General features: G+C 58.4%; 16 protein-coding genes. 12 read left to right on the top strand and 4 right to left on the bottom strand.

Annotation, left to right across the window (positions count from 1 at the left end):
• Nucleotides 1–2 precede the first annotated feature (2 nt).
• Together dxr and ACTO3O_RS06530 are read right to left on the bottom strand one after the other, a co-directional pair.
• Entirely contained in the window at nt 3–1,238 is a 1,236-nt protein-coding gene (gene dxr, locus ACTO3O_RS06535; protein WP_298080613.1) for a 1-deoxy-D-xylulose-5-phosphate reductoisomerase, read from the bottom strand.
• Nucleotides 1,239–2,090: a murein hydrolase activator EnvC family protein gene (locus ACTO3O_RS06530; protein WP_294591898.1), complete on the bottom strand. Its 852-nt coding sequence runs from the start codon at nt 2,088–2,090 to the stop codon at nt 1,239–1,241. It lies immediately after the preceding gene.
• Between the two features lie 212 nt (nt 2,091–2,302).
• On the opposite strand from ACTO3O_RS06530, the gene ACTO3O_RS06525 reads away from it, so the two are divergent.
• The 4 genes from ACTO3O_RS06525 (at nt 2,303) to galK (ending at nt 7,282) form a co-directional block, all read left to right on the top strand.
• Entirely contained in the window at nt 2,303–3,238 is a 936-nt protein-coding gene (locus ACTO3O_RS06525) for a nucleotidyltransferase family protein (RefSeq protein WP_297831719.1), read from the top strand.
• A gap of 464 nt (nt 3,239–3,702) precedes the next feature.
• Nucleotides 3,703–4,791: an aldose epimerase family protein gene (locus ACTO3O_RS06520; RefSeq protein ID WP_297832672.1), complete on the top strand. Its 1,089-nt coding sequence runs from the start codon at nt 3,703–3,705 to the stop codon at nt 4,789–4,791.
• 33 nt (nt 4,792–4,824) lie between these two features.
• Nucleotides 4,825–6,102, top strand: a complete 1,278-nt coding sequence (locus tag ACTO3O_RS06515) for an MFS transporter (RefSeq protein WP_297832674.1) — start codon at nt 4,825–4,827, stop codon at nt 6,100–6,102.
• A gap of 22 nt (nt 6,103–6,124) precedes the next feature.
• Nucleotides 6,125–7,282, top strand: a complete 1,158-nt coding sequence (gene galK, locus ACTO3O_RS06510; RefSeq protein WP_297832676.1) for a galactokinase — start codon at nt 6,125–6,127, stop codon at nt 7,280–7,282.
• 74 nt (nt 7,283–7,356) lie between these two features.
• Here galK and ACTO3O_RS06505 read toward each other — a convergent pair whose 3' ends face one another.
• On the bottom strand, nt 7,357–7,941 hold the full coding sequence (locus ACTO3O_RS06505; protein WP_294591908.1) for an HdeD family acid-resistance protein: 585 nt from the start codon (nt 7,939–7,941) through the stop codon (nt 7,357–7,359).
• Nucleotides 7,942–8,360: 419 nt separating this feature from the next.
• On the opposite strand from ACTO3O_RS06505, the gene ACTO3O_RS06500 reads away from it, so the two are divergent.
• From ACTO3O_RS06500 to holA, 5 genes are all read left to right on the top strand, one after another.
• A complete protein-coding gene (locus ACTO3O_RS06500; RefSeq protein WP_294591910.1) occupies nt 8,361–9,623 on the top strand; it encodes a sigma-54 interaction domain-containing protein in 1,263 nt (420 codons plus the stop codon).
• Nucleotides 9,624–9,633: 10 nt separating this feature from the next.
• On the top strand, nt 9,634–10,158 hold the full coding sequence (locus ACTO3O_RS06495; protein WP_294591912.1) for an LptE family protein: 525 nt from the start codon (nt 9,634–9,636) through the stop codon (nt 10,156–10,158).
• Nucleotides 10,159–10,187: 29 nt separating this feature from the next.
• On the top strand, nt 10,188–10,835 hold the full coding sequence (locus ACTO3O_RS06490) for a hypothetical protein (protein WP_297831829.1): 648 nt from the start codon (nt 10,188–10,190) through the stop codon (nt 10,833–10,835).
• Between the two features lie 76 nt (nt 10,836–10,911).
• The gene (gene secG, locus ACTO3O_RS06485; protein WP_297626733.1) at nt 10,912–11,265 is read left to right on the top strand and encodes a preprotein translocase subunit SecG; all 354 of its coding nucleotides are present in this window, start codon (nt 10,912–10,914) and stop codon (nt 11,263–11,265) included.
• 113 nt (nt 11,266–11,378) lie between these two features.
• Complete coding sequence (gene holA / locus ACTO3O_RS06480; protein WP_297831826.1) at nt 11,379–12,458, top strand: DNA polymerase III subunit delta; 1,080 nt, start codon at nt 11,379–11,381, stop codon at nt 12,456–12,458.
• A gap of 28 nt (nt 12,459–12,486) precedes the next feature.
• Here the strand turns inward: holA and miaB are convergent, their stop codons facing one another.
• Nucleotides 12,487–13,836, bottom strand: a complete 1,350-nt coding sequence (gene miaB / locus ACTO3O_RS06475) for a tRNA (N6-isopentenyl adenosine(37)-C2)-methylthiotransferase MiaB (RefSeq protein WP_294591920.1) — start codon at nt 13,834–13,836, stop codon at nt 12,487–12,489.
• 243 nt (nt 13,837–14,079) lie between these two features.
• On the opposite strand from miaB, the gene ACTO3O_RS06470 reads away from it, so the two are divergent.
• The 3 genes from ACTO3O_RS06470 to ACTO3O_RS06460 all read left to right on the top strand — a co-directional run bounded on the left by ACTO3O_RS06470 (nt 14,080) and on the right by ACTO3O_RS06460 (nt 17,586).
• Nucleotides 14,080–14,286: a hypothetical protein gene (locus ACTO3O_RS06470; RefSeq protein ID WP_297831821.1), complete on the top strand. Its 207-nt coding sequence runs from the start codon at nt 14,080–14,082 to the stop codon at nt 14,284–14,286.
• 229 nt (nt 14,287–14,515) lie between these two features.
• Entirely contained in the window at nt 14,516–15,892 is a 1,377-nt protein-coding gene (locus ACTO3O_RS06465; protein ID WP_297626898.1) for a mechanosensitive ion channel family protein, read from the top strand.
• Between the two features lie 83 nt (nt 15,893–15,975).
• Nucleotides 15,976–17,586 carry a fumarate hydratase gene (locus tag ACTO3O_RS06460; RefSeq protein ID WP_297831815.1) on the top strand — a complete coding sequence of 537 codons (1,611 nt, stop codon included), beginning with the start codon at nt 15,976–15,978 and terminating at the stop codon, nt 17,584–17,586.
• The last annotated feature ends 492 nt before the right edge of the window (nt 17,587–18,078 follow it).

Here is an 18,078-nt window from a genome sequence, read left to right as displayed (position 1 = left end):
GATTATCCTTTTATGACAAATTCCGGCAGCAACTCCCGCCGGACATAATCCCTCACCCGGGCATCGCACGCCTCGTAACTTTCCAACGTCCGCACAGGCCCCTCCGGACATAAGCCCCCGCCCGAAACCGATGCCTCCAGCGCCCGCCGAACCACCTTATATATATCCGTAAACCGGATACTTCCCTCCAGAAACTCCGCCACCGCCACCTCGTTGGCCGCATTCATCACACACCCTCCCCCCTCGCCGTACCGTCCCTCCAACACCTCGTAAGCCAACCCCAAAGCCGGATATTTCTCCCCGTCCGGCGCATCGAAAGTCAGCCCACCGCACAACGCCGGTTCGAAAGCCACCGCCCCTTCCACAGACAACCGATACGGAAAAGTCAACGCATACTGGATCGGCAGCCGCATATCCGGCACCCCCAGCTGCGCCTTGAAAGCCCCGTCGTCGAACTCGACGAACGAATGCACCACCGACTGCGGATGGACCACCACGTCGATCCGATCCCCCGGCAGGTCGAACAGCCACCGCGCCTCGATCACCTCGAACCCTTTGTTCATCATCGTGGCACAATCCACCGTAATTTTCCGCCCCATCTCCCAGCACGGATGCTTCAGGGCATCCGCCGCCGTCATCCGGGACAATGCCGACAACGGAGTATCCCGAAATGCCCCGCCCGACGCAGTCAGCACCAGCCGCTTCACTGACTGTGCCGCCTCACCCACCAGACATTGGAAAATGGCCGAGTGTTCCGAATCCACCGGAATAATCGGCGCCTGACACCGTCTGGCCTCCTCCATCACCAATCCGCCCGCCACCACCAGAGTCTCCTTATTGGCCAGCGCGATCTTCTTCCCCGCCCGAATCGCCGCCAGCGTCGGCGCCAGCCCCGCAAATCCCACCATCGCCGAGACCACCGTATCCACCCCCGACGACACCACCGAAGCCGCTGCCGCCTCCGCCCCCGCATAGACCTTGATCGGCAAGTGTGCCAAAGCGGCCGAGAGCGGCTCATAATACCGTTCGTCGGCAATCACCACGGCATCGGGTTCGAACTCCTCCGCCTGCCGGGCCAGCAGTTCCCAATTCCGATGGGCAGCCAGCATCTCGACCTCGAAGAGCTCCGGCCAGGCCCGCACCACCTCCAGCGTCTGCGTCCCGATCGAGCCGGTCGACCCGAGCACCGCCAGCCGCTGACGCCGCGTCTCTTTCCTGTTATCCTCCACGGCTGCCACTTAAAATGCGATATAGTTTTCCGGATCCACCGGCGTTCCGTTGTACCACAGCTCGAAAGTCAGGTGCGGAATCTTGTTGTCGATCAGCCGGTCGGTCACCGCCACCGGCTCGCCCGCCCGGATATGCTCGCCGGTGGATTTCATCGCCTTAGCGACCTGTTTATAGACCGAGACCATATTCCCCCCGTGCTGCACCACGACGATATTCCCCGTCTCCGGATTCCAGGCATCGAGAATCACCGCGCCGTCCAACACCGCCAGCACGACCTGGTTGGGCGCCGGAGCGATCTCCACGCCGAACATCCCGTTCTTGGGCGAGAACGACCGGGTAATCACCCCCTTGACCGGCGGCAGCATCTCGAACGTCACCTCCGACCGGGATCGATTCTCGCCGCTCTCGCGCAGGCGATAAGACGACCCTTCGTCGGTCATCTCCGCACGCAACACCGAGTCGAGCCCGATGCGCGCCGAAACCGTCCCCTTCACCCCCTGTCGCCGCAACGTGTCGCCCGCATCGAGCGACAAGACCTGCCCGTCCAGAATCTTGGCCAGTCGCCCGTGATAGTTCTCCCACCGCCCCACCTCGGCGGAGAGGGAGTCGAGTTTCATGATGTTAGCGATCAGCGCCTCGCGCGATTTGCTCCCGGGATAACCCGGAATCAGGTCGAGCACCGGCGTATAGGCCACGGTGGCCAGCACGGCGAAAAACAGGACGAGCAGCAGCGCCACCGCCGCGAGCACCAGACTGATGCGGCTGATGAAAACGTGCCAAATCTCGCGTCCGGTTCGGACGTTCCGCAGCGAAAGTTTGTTCCGCTCGCGCAGATAGCCGACGATATCTTTGAGTTTCATAGACGAGTTTAAGCGTAGTGCAAAGATAGGCTTTTTCCATCGATTCCGGGCGACCGGTTTTTCGTTTGTTTTGTACATTACGGAGCTGGCCGCTCGTCCGCAGCTCCGGTCGGCCGAAATCCGAAAACGATTTGCAATCGGGCGGATGGATAATTAAGAGGAAATAGTATATTTGTAGCAACAACCCGAAAGGATCAAATTTGTCAAAAGATATGAAACCCACACTTTTAGTACTTGCAGCCGGCATGGGCTCCCGCTACGGATCGCTCAAACAGATGGACGGCATCGGGCCGAACAAGGAGGCGATCATCGACTACTCTGTGTACGACGCCATCCGGGCGGGCTTCGGGAAGGTCGTTTTCGTCATCCGCAGCAGCTTCGGAGCTGAGTTCAAGGAAGTTTTCAGCGCGGAACGGTTCGGAGGAAAGATTCAGGTGGAATATGTATTTCAGGAGCTGAACTCAGGTTTGCCGGTGGGATACGCCGTGCCGGAGGGCCGCGAAAAGCCTTGGGGGACAAACCACGCTCTGATGATGGGCGGAGCGGTGATCGGCGAGCCGTTCGCGGTGATCAACGCCGACGACTTCTACGGACAGGACGCGATCGCACAGATGGGGGCCTATCTGGCGGCTCTGCCGGAGGGTTCGGAGGGTGAATACGCGATGGTGGGATACGAGGTGTGCAAAACGTTGTCGGAAAACGGGACGGTGTCACGCGGGGTGTGCACGATCGACGGGAAGGGGTATCTGGAATCTATCGTGGAACGGACGAAAATCGTGCGACAGCCACTCGACGAAGGGGGAAATATCGTCTACATCGACGACGACGGCTCGCGGCATCCGCTGGCGGAAAATACGCCGGTTTCAATGAACCTGTTCGGCTTCACGCCGGACTATTTCCGGCATTCGACGGAATTTTTCCGCAAATTCCTCGATGACGCTCTGCAATCGGGGAATCTGAAGGCGGAGTTCTTCATCCCGCTGCTGGTGAACAAACTGGTGTCGGAACGGGTGGCGAAGTTGAAGGTGTTGCACACGACGAGCGACTGGTTCGGGGTGACGTACAAAGAGGATCGGCCGGCGACGGTACAGCGGGTGCTCGATTTGATCGAGGCGGGGGTCTATCCGCGGAATTTGTGGGGTAAATAATCGTTTCGCTCTTTGTGTAGGAGGGTACTGTTCTTTTTAACTTCGCTCCGCTCGTTTTCCTCCTCGCCGCTCGGCAATTTGCAAACTATGTTTGCATTGCTCTCGCTGGCAGCGTCGGTTGTGAACAAAGAGAACCAGAAAAACTTCAGAGCGCATCCCTGCGGGATGCTCTGGCCGTGTCTGCCCGATTGGTTGGGCTGGATTTTCGGCGGGCGCGCTAATAATGGGCGAGAACCCCACGCGCGCCACGCCTGAAAATCACAGTCCAACGAACAAGGCGGAGAGAACCCGTGGTCGTCCCACCGGGACGACCTCTGCAAAAGTCTTTTGGGTACCTTTTCTTCAGAACCGAGTAGCGTACCGAGAGCAGAGACCGCTTGCGAGATTTGCCGAGGTAGCACGAGGAAGACGAAGTCAAAAGGTACGGTTCCAGCCGGGGCAAAGAACAGAAAAGCATATACAGAATGAACGAGATTACACAACAGGTATGGGGTTTCACCCCGGCCTCGGCAGACGGCGAGGGAGGCGGAGAGCCCGTGGTGCTTTATACGATGACCAACGGCAACGGAGCGAGCGTGCAGCTCACCAATTACGGAGCCGCCATCGTGGGGATCACCGTGCCCGACCGGGAGGGACAGATGGCCGACGTCACATTGGGATATGACAAATGGCAATCTTACGTCGCCGACGGCCCTGCCATGGGGAAGAGCGTCGGACGGTACGCCAACCGGATCGCCAAAGGAACATTTACACTGGAGGATAAGACCTATAAATTGGCTGTCAACAACGGGCCGAACCACCTGCACGGCGGGCCGACCGGATTTGCCAACAGATTGTGGGAAGGGCGGGTCGAAGGGAACCGGGTTGTGTTCGGCTACCACTCCGCAGACGGCGAAGAGGGGTACCCCGGGGATTTGTACGTCGAAGCATGTTATGACTGGGACGACGACAACCGACTGGAGATCACCTACTACGCCAAGGTTGAAGGGAAGGCTACGATTGTAAACCTCACCAACCACGTCTATTTCAACCTCAACGGACACGACAAAGGCTCCATAGTGAACCATGAGCTTATGCTGCATGCCTCGCGCTACCTGCCGACGGACGACACAGCCATTCCGCTGCCGGCAGGGCAGGCACCGGCGCAGGTCGAGGGAACACCGATGGATTTCCGGACGCCTCATGCGATCGGGGAACGGATCGACGAGCCGTTTCAGCAGTTGATCTGGGGGAAAGGATACGACCACTGCTGGGTGATCGATCCCGGCTTGGCGGATGGAAAAAAAACAGTGGCGGAACTCTATTCGCCGGATTCGGGACGGTTCGTCGAAGTGGCTACGACACAACCGGGGATACAGATCTACACCGGGAACTGGCTCGCGGGTTCGCCGGAATCGAAAACCACAGGCCATTTTTATGCAGACCGGGACGGGGTCGCCATGGAATGCCAGGCCTTTCCCGACTCGCCTAATCGGGAAGACTTCCCGAGCGTAGTCTTAAAATCCGGAGAAACTTATGAACAGCATATCGTCTACCGCTTCGGAACGAAATAACTGAAACTCAAAAATAAACCCAAACAAATCGTTATGACGAACAATCAACAAACACAAATCAACTACACGGGGCCGTTCATTACGATGGTCTTTCTGTTCTTCATCGTCGGTTTCCTCACCGTCGTGAACCAGCAGTTCCAGAGCCCGTTGCAGAGCGCCCTGCTCAGCAACGTGGGCGGCATTCAGAACACCCTGGCCGTGATGGTCACCTTCGCCTGGTTCCTCTCCTACCCCCTCACCGGAGGGATCGGAGCCCGGCTCGTCAACAAGCACGGGTATAAGAACACCATGGTGCGGGCCTTGATGGTGGTGGCTGCCGGCTGCGCGATTTTCGAAGCATCGGTGCTGCTTCAGAAGTATTCGAACGGCGCGTCGATCGTTTTCGGCGAATCTTCGATTCCGTACGCCTACTTCCTCTTCCTGATCGGCGCATATGTCGTGGGAGCCGGGGTTACGATTATGCAGGTGGTGATTAATCCGTATTTGATCGCTTGTAATGTCAAGGGAACCAGCGACGTGCAGCGGCAGAACATCGGGGGCGCTTCCAACTCGATCGGGACTACCCTCGCACCGTTCTTCGTCGGCGGGATCATCTTCGGCGGAGTGGCCGCTGCGGATATCAAACTCGACAGCCTGATCGTACCGTTCCTTGCATTCATCGTGGTGATTCTTGCCGTCGCTTTCCTGATTACGAAACTCCAATTGCCGAACATCGCGAATACCACCGCCGAAGGGGGAGAAAAGCTCGAACGCAGCATCTGGTCATTCCGCCATCTGGTACTCGGGGTCGTAGCGATCTTCATTTACGTCGGAGTCGAAGTTTGCGTGGGAGCGAACCTCGTGATGCACGCCAACTCGGATGCGAGCTGGATCGAACTGGCAGCGACGATGGGTTCGCTCTATTGGGGTGGAATGCTCGTCGGGCGGCTCATCGGGTCGGCCCTGAGCAAAGTGCCGGCACGCACGCAGTTGATCGTAACTTCCGTTGCGGCAGGCTTGCTCGTGATCGGAGGGATGCTGACCGATTGCCTGTGGCTGCTTGTGGCTGTCGGCCTGTTCCACTCGGTAATGTGGCCGTCGACCTTCGCACTGGCGGTCAAAGGGCTGGGCAAATACACCTCGGCAGGTTCGGGGGCATTGATGATCGGCGTGCTGGGCGGCGGCGTACTGCCGCTGTTGCAGGGGATGATTGCCGACGCGACCGGATCGTGGGCGGCTACCTGGATCATCGTCATTCTCGGCGAAGCCTACCTGCTCTACTACGCTTTGCTCGGGAGCCGGATTCGGAAACAGGACATGATCGCGGAATAACCCTTATACGAGAGTTATAGCTATGGATATCACCAAAGTACGCGAAAAATTCAAAGAGTTATACGGCACCTCGGGTGCCGTATACACCTCTCCCGGACGGGTCAACCTCATCGGAGAACACACCGACTACAACGGCGGTTTCGTGCTCCCGGGGGCGGTGGACAAAGGGATGGTCGCCGAAATCATCTTCAACGGGACGGACAAAGTGCGGGCTTATGCTTTGGATTTGGGCGAAAGTTCCGAATTCGGGTTGAGCGAAGCCGACGCACCGAAAGAACAGTGGGCCAAGTACATCTTCGGCGTCTGCCGGGAGCTGACCAAACGCGGGGGGACTATTAAAGGGTTCGATACGGTCTTCTCGGGAGATGTGCCGCTGGGGGCGGGAATGTCCTCTTCGGCGGCGCTGGAGTCTACCTATGCCTTCGCCCTGAACGACATGCTGAACCTCGGCTTCCCGCCGATGGAGCTGGCCAAGGTCGGACAGGCTACCGAACACAATTATGTGGGCGTGAAGTGCGGCATCATGGATCAATTCGCCTCGATCCACGGGAAAGCGGGACACCTGATGCGGCTCGACTGCAAGACCGGCGAATTCCAATACGTGCCGTTCGATCCCGAGGCGCATGGATACAAAGTGGTGCTGATTGACTCGTGCGTGAAACACGAACTGGTCGGATCGCCGTACAACAAGCGGCGGGAGTCCTGCGAACGGGCCGTGCAGGCGATCCAGCAGCGGCATCCGGGCGTCGAATTCCTGCGCGATGCGCAGCCGGAGTGGCTCGACGAAGTGATCGGAATTATTTCTCAGGAAGACTACATCCGGGCAAAGTATGCGATCGACGAAGTCAAACGGCTTTTGGACGCCTGCGCCGCTCTTGAAGCGGGAGATTACGAGACCGTGGGGCGGAAGATGTACGGCACGCATATCGGCATGTCGGTTCTGTACGAAGTTTCGTGCGAAGAGCTCGACTTCCTCAACGAAGTGGCCAAGGAGTGCGGAGTGACCGGATCGCGGATTATGGGCGGCGGTTTCGGCGGCTGCACGATCAACGTGGTGCCGGCGCCGAAATACGATGCCTTTATCGACACGGTTCGGACGAAATACAAGACAAAATACGGAATCGACTGCAAGGTCTATCCGGTAGTGATTTCGGACGGTGCACGACGGATTTCGGAATAATCCGGACGGCTAAAGAAAAAGAGGGGTGTACCTGCGAGCAGGTACACCCCTCTTTCGTAATGCTTACCGGCATCCTACCGGTCGAAATGCTTGTGCAGGTTGCGGAGTTGGAACGCAAAGACACCCATCGAGATCCCCGCCATCAGGAACGAGATGCCGACCCAGATAACGACCGCTTCGATCCCGAAAAAGAGCGGTTGAGCCAGAATCACCACCGAACAGATCAGCAGCAACACCCCGACGAAGACCGTCCATCCGCCGCCCGGCACCCGCATCGACATCAGGTCGCTCCCCGAGCCGATCAGCCCGAAACTCCGGAACATCAGCCAAAAGCCGAGGAACAGCGGCAACGTGGCCGCCGAGATAGCCGGATAGCACACCAGCACGATCCCGATCAAGAGTTCGACAATCCCTCCGGCCCACAGCCATCCGCGTCCGATCGCCGGATTGGTGTTCGAAGCGGCCAACGCGATATTGATCGCCCCCGCCACCAGAATCAGTACGGCGAAAGTAACCGACATCGCCAAATAGCTCACACCGGGATAGGTGAAAATAATGATTCCGATGACGAACACCGCAATCCCGAGCAGGAGCAGCAGCCACCAGTTTTTCACTGCCACGCGCGAACGTTGCAGGCGATCCATGAAAAGTGTTTGCATAACAGTATAATTTTTAATGAACAATTTTTGTACGTTTTTTTTGCCCCGGATAGAACCGTACCTTTTCTGAAGAAAAGGTACCCAAAAGACTTTTGCAGAGGTCGTCACGTTGGGCCGACCACGTGTTCTCTCCGCCTTGTTTCGTTGGGCTGGGATTTTTCCGGTGGGCGCGCCTAAAGGTATTTCGTCACATAATAGCGCGCCACACCAGAAAATCCAGCCCAACCAATCGGGCAGACACGGCCAGAGCATCCCGAAGGGATGCGCTCTGAAGTTTTTTTGGTTCTTTTTGTTCACAAAAAGAACAGTACCCTCCTAAGCAATAATAAAGGTATCAAAAAAGCGTTCAAGAATTGTGCCAATCGGCAGCAGTCATCATCGTCGAAATGAAAATAAGCCGTATCTTTGTGTGACCGACTATGGAACTTCAGAGCGTAAAACAGCGATTCGGGATTATTGGGAACACCGCCGCCCTGAACCGGGCCTTGGAAGTCGCCCTTCGCGTGGCTCCCACCGACCTGACCGTGCTCATCAGCGGCGAGAGCGGCGTGGGGAAAGAGTTTTTTCCACAGATCATCCACGCCTACAGCGCGCGGAAACACGGCAATTATATCGCCGTCAACTGCGGCGCCATTCCCGAAGGGACGATCGACAGCGAACTCTTCGGACACGAGAAAGGCTCCTTCACCGGCGCCACCGACAGCCGGAAAGGATATTTCGAAGTGGCAGACGGCGGGACCATTTTTCTGGACGAAGTCGGCGAACTGCCATTGACCACTCAGGTACGGCTGTTGCGCGTCTTGCAGAGCGGCGAATTCATCCGCGTCGGATCGTCCAAAGCCCAGAAGACCAACGTGCGAGTCGTCGCCGCCACGAATGTCAACCTGCGGCTCGCCGTCGAAGCGGGACGGTTCCGCGAAGACCTCTACTACCGGCTCAATACCGTGCCCATCGCCGTGCCTCCGTTGCGAGATCGGAAAGGAGACATCCACCTGCTGTTCAGGAAATTCGCCTCCGACATCGCGACCCAATACCACATTCCGCCCGTCACGCTGGACACCCGGGCCCGAGAGATGCTGGAAGAATACCGCTGGCCCGGGAACGTGCGACAACTCAAGAACGTCGCCGAACAGATATCCGCCATCGAAGAACGTCGCGAGATCGGACCAGAGACCCTGCTGCGTTACCTGCCCGACTACTCGACACCCGGGAGTCTGATGCCCGTGGGGCCGACCGGACACGGCAGCGGAAGCGAATTCGCCAACACCACAGAGCGGGATATCCTGTACAAACTGCTGTTCGACCTGCGGGGCGAAGTGTCGGAGCTCAAGGGGATGGTGGCCGAGCTCGCAGCGGCACAACACGGCAGCGGTACGACATCCGGCTACGGGACGGCACTGCCCGTCAAATATACGGCAACGCCGACACTCTACACCCCGGCTACGTCGGAGAACCCCTATATTGAAACCGCAGCAGAGGAGGTGACCGACACGTCGACCGCAACAGTCGACAGCGCGCCGCAGACCAAAGAAGAGGCCCAACGCGAGATGCTGATCCGCGCCCTGCGGAAACACCGCGGAAAACGCAAAGAAGCCGCCCGGGAACTCTTCATCTCCGAACGCACCCTGTATCGGAAAATCAAAGAGCTCGGGATACAGGACAAAGACATTGCGAATGAATAACCACACGAACATGAGACGTTTACGGACGTTGACATATACACTCGCCACCTGCGTAGCGGTACTGCTCACCGCAGGCGGATGCTCCGTGAAATACTCCTTCTCGGGCGCATCGGTCAACTATAATTTGAGCAAAACCGTATCGGTCGCCTATTTCACCAACATGGCCGCCATGGTCGCACCGATTCTGAGCCCGACCCTGACCGACGAACTCACCAGCAAACTGGCCAGCCAGACCCGGCTGCAAGTAGTGCGCGAAGACGGCGACCTCGCCTTCTCGGGCGAAATCATCGGCTACAGCTCCGACCCCGTTTCGATCTCCGGGAACGAATACGCCACGCAGAACCGGCTCACGATTACCGTCCGCGTCAAATTCGTCAACAAAAAAGAGCCGCAGTACAGCTTCGAAAAGACCTTCAGCAACTACGAAGACTACAACACCAATATCCTGCTGACACAGGCCGAAGGGACGCTGATTCCGCAGATCGTCGAAAAACTGGTGGACGACATCTTCAACGAAGCTTTATCCAACTGGTAATCACCTTTTTGCCACCCCCAAAAACCGCTATGGACGAACCGATCGGAGCCTACCTCGACGACTACACCCTGTTGGAACAACCGGGCGTATCGGCGCGTCTGGACGACCTCGTGAAAAGCTATCCGTGGTTCACCCTGGGGCGGTACATGCAGCTGCGCTCGCTGCGGGGAGTCGATCCCGCCGGCTACCACCGGGCTTTGCGGCGGACAGACGTGCGGCTCTTCATCCATCCTTATCCCACCCTGTTGCTGGCTCCGGTGACGAATGCGACATGGGAAGCGGCGACCGTACAGGGGGAAGATACACATCACCACGACACGTTCGAAACGGGATTCGAATCGGTGCACCAGCCGATGCAGTCGGAGACGGACGCCATTATCGACGATTTTCTGAGTACCGAGGGCTGGGGCTCGCGGATCGTGGCAGAGCCTCCCGTGCCGGGTGCGGTGGAAGAGCCGGTAGACATTTCGGTCTCCTCGGTGGCCGAAGACGGCGAAATCGCCACCGAAATATTGGCCCAAATCTATCTGGCTCAAGGACTTCCGGATCGAGCCATCGAAATTTATTACAAATTAGGCTTGAAATATCCGGAAAAAAACGCTTACTTTGCAGACCTGATTGCAGAGATCCGGGCAGAAAACGGCGATTTCGGAGGCGGAACCGGAGCCTACTTTTGACGCCGGACGCCGGGGCGCATATCCGGAACGCGAACGACGACCACCATACATTCACACGCATTTCACATACACGACTATGTACGTTTTTTTCATTGTCCTGATTATTATCGCCAGCTTCCTGATTATTCTGACGGTGCTGGCTCAGAATCCCAAGAGCGGGATGGCAGCCAACTTCGGAGCTTCGAACCAGGTGATGGGGGTACGCCAAACGGCCGACTTCCTCGAAAAACTGACTTGGGGGCTTTCGGTGGCGATCGTCGTGCTCAGCTTGGCGGCTACGATGGCCATGCCGCGGGCGGATATCTCGCGGAGCAACGACGCCTTGCAGCAGGCGATCGAGAATCAGGCATCGCCGATCCAGAACCTCGACCTCTCTTCGGGGGCGCCGGCAGCGTTGCCGACCGCGGATGGAGCTGAGGCGGCACAGTAGACTGTTATTCCTTCTTCGATATTCCATTATCGGAATCCCTTTTCGTTCCTGTGAACGAAAAGGGATTTTTGTTTTCATCCGACCGCCCGAAAACGTTATCTTTGGGGGAAGATATGGCCAAACAAAATTTCAGAGACACCCAACAAGCGGCCGGTCGGATTCTGGCCGAGCTAAAACAAGGCCGGTATGCGCCGCTCTACCTGCTGAGCGGCGAGGAGGGATTCTATACCGACAAGATTTCGGCCTACATCGCCGCCCACGCGCTGAACGACAGCGAACGCGAGTTCAACCAGACGGTCGTCTACGGCAAGGAGACCGACGGGCCGACCGTCGTATCGCTTTGCCGCCGCTATCCGATGATGAGCCAGCGACAGGTCGTGATCGTGCGCGAAGCGCAGGCCATGCGCAATTTCGACACACTGGGCGTGTATGCCCAACAGCCGCTGGCCAGTACCGTGCTGGTGATTTGCTATAAAGGGAAGAGTTTCGACAAACGGTCGGTGGTCTACAAACAACTCGCCGGCTGCCCCGGAGCCGTAGTTTTAGAGGCCTCCACGCCGCGGGATTATGAGATGGAGGGATGGATGCGCGACCTCTTCGCCGCAAGAGGATGCCGCATCGAGCCGAAAGCGATTCAAATGCTGGCAGACCACTTAGGGACAGAGCTGCAAAAGATCGACAACGAAGTCGAAAAGCTCTTCACCCGGCTGCCGGACGGAACGCAGGAGATTACGGCCGCCCACATCGAACAGAACATCGGCATCAGCAAAGATTACAACAATTTCGAACTGACACGGGCCCTCTCGGAACGGAACATGGCCCGAGCCCTGACCATCGCCGACCACTTCGCAGCCAATCCGAAAGACAATCCGCTGCCCGCGACGCTCTCCACCCTGTTCCACCACTTCCAACGCATCGTGACCCTCGGGATCGCCCAGTGGGAAAACCGCAAACAAGGGCGACCGGCGATGACCGGCTTGTCGGAGATGGAGGTCGCCAAGCTGCTGAAACTGCCCGCCCCGTTTTTCGCCAAAGAATACATCAGCGCTGCCGCCAACTACTCCAATGCCAAAGTATTTACTATCCTGGGCTGGTTACGCGAGTTCGACATGAAATCGAAAGGGATGAACGCCGGCTCGGCAGGCGACGGCGAACTGCTCCGTGAACTGATTCTCCGCATCGCCATGCTCTGAGCCGGCCGGTTCCCGACCAGCGAACACCCTATCCGAGCGGCACGCCGATCAGCGTCGCCGACGAACAATCCGTAATCAACGCCTGCACGTAATCGCCCGGCAGGAAATTCATCCGCGGCAGAATCACCACCTTATTCTGCGACGTCCGCCCGTAGACCTCGTCCGCCGACCGCTTCGAACGGCCCTCGACCAACACCTCGACATGCCGCCCCACCTCCGCCCGGTTCGAAGCCAGCGACAACTCGTTCTGCAAGTTGATGATCTCCGTCAGGCGCGCCGTCTTCACCTCCTCCGGCACATCGTCCCGCATCGTCCGCTGCGCCTTCGTGTTCGGCCGCTCCGAGTACTTGAACATATAAGCGAAAGCATAGCCTGCCTCGCGCATCAGCGACAGCGTCGCCTCGTGATCCTCCTGCGTCTCGGTACAGAAGCCCGCAATCAGGTCGGTCGAGATCGAGCACTCCGGCAGCATGCGCCGAATCGCCGCGATCCGATCCAGATACCACTCCCGCGTATAGCGGCGGTTCATCAGCTCCAGCATCCGCGACGAGCCCGACTGGGCCGGCAGGTGGATCGCCCGACAGATATTCGGATACCGCGCCATCGTTTCGATCAGCTCGTCCGAGAAATCCTTCGGGTGCGACGTCGAAAACCGTACCCGCAGCAGCGGCGACACCTCGGCCACCCGCGCCAGCAGCCCCGCGAAATTCACATCGTTATAATTATACGAATTGACGTTCTGCCCCAGGAGCGTCACCTCGCGATACCCCCGCCCGAACAGATCGCGCACCTCCGCCAGAATCGTCTCCGCATCGCGGCTCCGCTCCACCCCCCGCGTGTACGGCACCACACAATACGAACACATATTATTACACCCCCGCATAATGCTGACAAAAGCCGTCACCCCGTTCTTATCCAGCCGCACCGGGCTGATCTCGGCATAGGTCTCCTCGCGCGAGAGCAGCACATTCACCGCCTTCGTCCCCCCCGCCGCCTGCCGCACCAGCCCCGGCAGCGAACGATAGCCGTCCGGCCCCACCACGATGTCCACCGCCTTCTCCTGTTCGATAAGCCGATCCTTGAGCCGTTCAGCCATGCAGCCGATAATGCCCACCAACATCCACGGCCGGCGGCGTTTCACCCCGCGGAACTCGGCCAGCCGGCCCCAGATGCGCTGTTCCGCATTGTCGCGGATCGCACACGTGTTGACCAGCACCACATCCGCCTCGTCCAGCGAATCGGTGTAGACGAAACCCGCCTCCTGCATCACGGCCACCACCACCTCGCTGTCGCTCTGGTTCATCTGACAGCCATAGGTCTCGATATAGAATTTTCCCTCGCCCGGCTCCCCGGCGAGACGATATTTCGGAGCGCTCATAACCTGCATTTTCGGTTCGACCCGACAAAGATACGCTTTTGTTCGCAGGCCCGCACCCCCATTTCGCTCCCCCTGCCGAAGCGTCGTAACCCCCGCCGCAACGGACATTCCATCGTCTCGCAGGCTCACTCCTTGAGAATCAACCGCTTTATATTTTACAAAAAATTTCGTTTCGCAGTATCATTTTTCAGAAAAAGGTATACCTTTGCACCGGTTTTAACATCACTAACACACATACTTGTCATGAAAAAAATTTTCCAATTCGCTTGCGTAGCCGCTTTGGCTGCCGGTTTCGTAGCTTGCGGCAACGGTGCTGCCAACTCGAACAACACTGACACCACCGCTGTCGTTGAAATGAGCGAAACGATCGTCGTAGATTCAGTAGCTGTGGACAGCGCAGCTTGCTGCGATTCGACCGCAGTTTGCGACTCGACCGCTGCGGCTAAATAATTCGGAGACTCGCATCGTCGAGTCCGGGACCTGCCGCCTCGTTGCGGCCGAGTCCTCCATAAAGAGCGTCTCTTCGGTGAAAACCGGAGAGACGCTCCTCTTTTTTTGCAGCGGAAAGATCGATTTTGTACCCGGAAAACCGTTGGGGCACATCTTTTGCACGACATTCGTTCCATAAACGGCCGCCTCTTTCGGAGGCTGCGGAAACGCCATCTCCAGTTTGATCGAAATGCACCTCTTGACCGACATACCCTTCATCGGGCCGCTGCTCAGAGCCGACACGGTCGCCGCAGACACCACGGCGTGGTCGGCCCGGCTGGCCGAAGCGACACAGCACGCTCCGACCGCGAAATTCTGGGTCGTGCAAGACTTCAGCCAATGGCTCGCCGGTCTGGGACTCTCGCCCTGGTGGTGCGACGCGCTCGCCTTCGTGGTCGTTTGCGCAGGCCTGGCCCTCACCGTCTGGTTCATCGACCGGGTGCTGCTCCGTCTCGGACTCACCTTTATCCGGCGGTGGGCCAAACACTCCCGCCGCGCCCTCGTCGGCATCCTCTTCCAACGCAAATTCTACCGCCGCGCGCTCTACCTGATACCGCTCGGAGTCATCCTGTTCAGCATCAACACCTTTTTCAGCGGCTTCACCCCCGGGCTGAACGAAACGGTACGGATCGCCACCCGTTGCGCCGTTTTTTTCACCGTGATGCTCGTCTGCTTTTCACTGCTCGACGCCCTCAACGACCTCTACCAGCGGCGGCCCGAAGCACAGCTGCGCTCGATCAAAGGGTATGTCCAGGTGGGCAAAATCCTCGTCGCCTTCATCGTCGCCATCCTGATCGTCGCCGCCCTGTTGCAGGAGAGCCCCGCCCGGCTCTTCGTCGGACTGGGAGCCGCCGCGGCCGTCCTTTCGCTGATCTTCCGGGATACGCTGCTCGACTTCGTCGCCTCGATCCAGCTGGCGGCACAGGACATGCTCCGCCCGGGCGACTGGATCGAGATGCCCGGCAAACAGGCCAACGGCGTCGTGCTCGACATCAACCTCAACTCGGTGAAAGTCCAGAACTGGGACAACACCGTCACGACGATTCCGATCTATTCGATGGTTTCGGAGTCCTTCATCAACTGGCGGTGCATGGAGCAGAGCACCGGCCGGCGGTTCACCTGTCGGTTCCGTCTGGACGTCACCTCGATCGCCCGGGCCGACGACGCCCTGCTGCAACGGATCGCCGCCGACCCGCTCACCCAGTCCGAATCTCAGGCCGCCATCGAGCTGGCCCGTTCGAGCAGTCCGCACTACCTGACCAACCTGGCCCTATTCCGGGCCCACATGGAGGTCTGGCTCTTCCGCCATCCGCAGCTGAACCCTCGGCTGCTGACCTTCGCCCGCTACCTGACCGAAGTGACCGAGACGGGGCTCGTCTTCGAGGTCTACGCCTTCACCCGCAACACCGAGAGCGAGTACGCCTACGACACCGTGCGACGTTCGACGATGGAGTACGTGATGGCCTGCCTGCCGTTGTTCGGCCTGCGGATGTTCCAGCGGCCGTCGGGACTCGACGTCGACGAAATCGGGCGCGACGACCGGCAGCCGGGTTCGAAAACGAGTTAGAAAAGGGGCAGGCACCCGATGCACTGTTACGGAAAAAACAGTAACTTTGTCCTCAGTGCTTACCAACTTATAACTCGATCACCATGTCAGAATTCAACTATCAGGAACCGTTTCCGATGTCGGAAGACACCACCGAATACCGTCTCCTGACCAAAGAGTATGTCCGTGTCGAAACCTGCGGCGGTCGCCGGATACTCCGCGTCGAACCGGAAGGGCTGAACCTGCTGGCGCGGGAGGCGTTCCGCGACGTTTCGTTTTTCCTGCGCGCTTCGCACCTGCAACAGCTGGCCGACATCCTGAAGGATCCCGAGGCGAGCGATAACGACAAGTTCGTGGCCTACACCATGCTCCTGAACCAGGCGGTGTCGGCGGAGGGCGAACTGCCGACCTGTCAGGACACCGGAACGGCGATCGTGATCGGGAAGAAAGGCGAGGATGTCTATACGGGTGCGAACGACGCGGAGTGGCTCTCGAAAGGGATTTACGAGACTTATCGGGACTGCAACCTGCGCTACTCGCAGGTCGTGCCTTTCACGATGACCGAAGAGAAAAACAGCGCGACCAACCTGCCGGCCCAGATCGACCTCTATGCCGAACAGGGGATGGCCTACAAGTTCCTCTTCCTGACCAAGGGCGGGGGTTCTGCGAATAAAACCTTCCTCTACCAGCAGACCAAGGCGCTGCTCAACGAAGCGTCGCTGACGCAATTCATCAAGGACAAAATCAAGGATCTCGGGACATCGGCCTGCCCGCCGTACCACCTGGCGGTGGTGATCGGGGGGACGTCGGCGGAGGCCAACCTCGCTACGGTGAAAAAGGCTTCGGCGCACTACTACGACCACCTGCCCACCACGGGGAACGAGGGGGGGCGTGCGTTCCGCGACCTCGAATGGGAAGAGAAAATCAAGAAAATCTGCCAGGAGTCTGGCGTGGGGGCACAGTTCGGCGGCAAGTATCTGGTACACGACGTGCGGGTGATCCGGCTGCCGCGGCATGCCGCTTCCTGTCCGGTGGGAATCGGGGTGAGCTGCTCGGCCGACCGCAATATCAAGGCGAAGATTACGGAAGAGGGTATCTTCCTCGAACAACTGGAAAAGAATCCGGCCCGCTTCCTGCCGAAAGAGGCGCCGGGCTTGACTCCGGCGGTGGAGATCGACCTCGACAAGGGGATGAACGCCGTGCGGGCGGAACTGACCAAATATCCGATCAAGACGCGCCTGAATATCAAGGGGACGCTGATCGTGGCGCGGGACATTGCGCACGCCCGGATCAAACAGATGCTGGACGAGGGCAAACCGATGCCGGAATACTTCAAGAACCATCCGATTTACTACGCAGGGCCGGCCAAGACTCCGAACGGCATGGCTTCGGGCTCGTTCGGGCCGACGACGGCGGGGCGGATGGACCCCTACGTGGATCTGCTCCAGGATCACGGCGGTTCGATGGTGATGGTGGCCAAGGGAAATCGCAGCAAGGCGGTGACCGATGCCTGCAAGAAGCATGGCGGTTTCTACTTAGGTTCGATCGGCGGCCCGGCGGCGGTGCTGGCGAAGAACAGCATCAAGTCGGTGGAGGTGGTGGACTTCCCGGAGTTGGGGATGGAAGCGGTGCGGAAGATTTATGTCGAAGATTTCCCGGCATTCATCATCGTGGACGACAAGGGGAACGACTTCTTCGCAGAGTTCGCACACTGATTCGGAATTATTCTCTCCTTTTATCATTTTCGAGCCTTCTTCTGTGTCAGCAGGGGAAGGCTTTTTTGTACCCAAATCAAGGATTGGGCTGCGACTGATAGTGGAAATGCGTAAGCATTTCCCGTCTACGCACCCATAGGGTATTTTGTTTAGGGTGATCTCTGCTTTACTAAGTGGGGCCTGAGGGCAGTCTCCTCCCGTAGGATAGACGCACGTCGACGCTTAAATAGGAAAATCGTCAAAACACGCAAGCGAGTTTTGACTAGATTTCCCAGGGCGCGCGAACAAAGAACGGGGTAGAGGCTAGTAGTTGAAATGCGTAAGCATTTCCCGTCCACGGGACGTGGGGCCTGCCCGGCCCGAGGGCTGTTTTAGGCGGGACAAAGCTCGACCGCGCGCCGCCGCCTAAAGAAGCGATTCAGCTATTTCGGCGGTGAGCCGAAATAGAATGAATCGCGCAGGCGCGCGAAAAAACTTGCTCACCCACGAAAA

The sequence above is a fragment of the Rikenella sp. genome, from assembly GCF_056799795.1.
The sequence above is the reverse complement of the archived record's forward strand: the minus strand, read 5'-3'. Positions and strand labels throughout refer to the sequence as shown.

Bases quoted from the DNA above. Each gene is read 5' to 3' on its own strand.
- galK (WP_297832676.1), top strand. From the start codon at position 6,125: ATGGATATCACCAAAGTACGCGAAAAATTCAAAGAGTTATACGGCACC.
- holA (WP_297831826.1), top strand. From the start codon at position 11,379: ATGGCCAAACAAAATTTCAGAGACACCCAACAAGCGGCCGGTCGGATT.
- ACTO3O_RS06465 (WP_297626898.1), top strand. From the start codon at position 14,516: ATGCACCTCTTGACCGACATACCCTTCATCGGGCCGCTGCTCAGAGCC.
- ACTO3O_RS06470 (WP_297831821.1), top strand. From the start codon at position 14,080: ATGAAAAAAATTTTCCAATTCGCTTGCGTAGCCGCTTTGGCTGCCGGT.
- secG (WP_297626733.1), top strand. From the start codon at position 10,912: ATGTACGTTTTTTTCATTGTCCTGATTATTATCGCCAGCTTCCTGATT.
- ACTO3O_RS06495 (WP_294591912.1), top strand. From the start codon at position 9,634: ATGAGACGTTTACGGACGTTGACATATACACTCGCCACCTGCGTAGCG.
- ACTO3O_RS06520 (WP_297832672.1), top strand. From the start codon at position 3,703: ATGAACGAGATTACACAACAGGTATGGGGTTTCACCCCGGCCTCGGCA.
- ACTO3O_RS06490 (WP_297831829.1), top strand. From the start codon at position 10,188: ATGGACGAACCGATCGGAGCCTACCTCGACGACTACACCCTGTTGGAA.
- ACTO3O_RS06500 (WP_294591910.1), top strand. From the start codon at position 8,361: ATGGAACTTCAGAGCGTAAAACAGCGATTCGGGATTATTGGGAACACC.
- miaB (WP_294591920.1), bottom strand. From the start codon at position 13,836: ATGAGCGCTCCGAAATATCGTCTCGCCGGGGAGCCGGGCGAGGGAAAA.
- ACTO3O_RS06530 (WP_294591898.1), bottom strand. From the start codon at position 2,090: ATGAAACTCAAAGATATCGTCGGCTATCTGCGCGAGCGGAACAAACTT.
- ACTO3O_RS06505 (WP_294591908.1), bottom strand. From the start codon at position 7,941: ATGCAAACACTTTTCATGGATCGCCTGCAACGTTCGCGCGTGGCAGTG.
- ACTO3O_RS06515 (WP_297832674.1), top strand. From the start codon at position 4,825: ATGACGAACAATCAACAAACACAAATCAACTACACGGGGCCGTTCATT.
- ACTO3O_RS06460 (WP_297831815.1), top strand. From the start codon at position 15,976: ATGTCAGAATTCAACTATCAGGAACCGTTTCCGATGTCGGAAGACACC.
- ACTO3O_RS06525 (WP_297831719.1), top strand. From the start codon at position 2,303: ATGAAACCCACACTTTTAGTACTTGCAGCCGGCATGGGCTCCCGCTAC.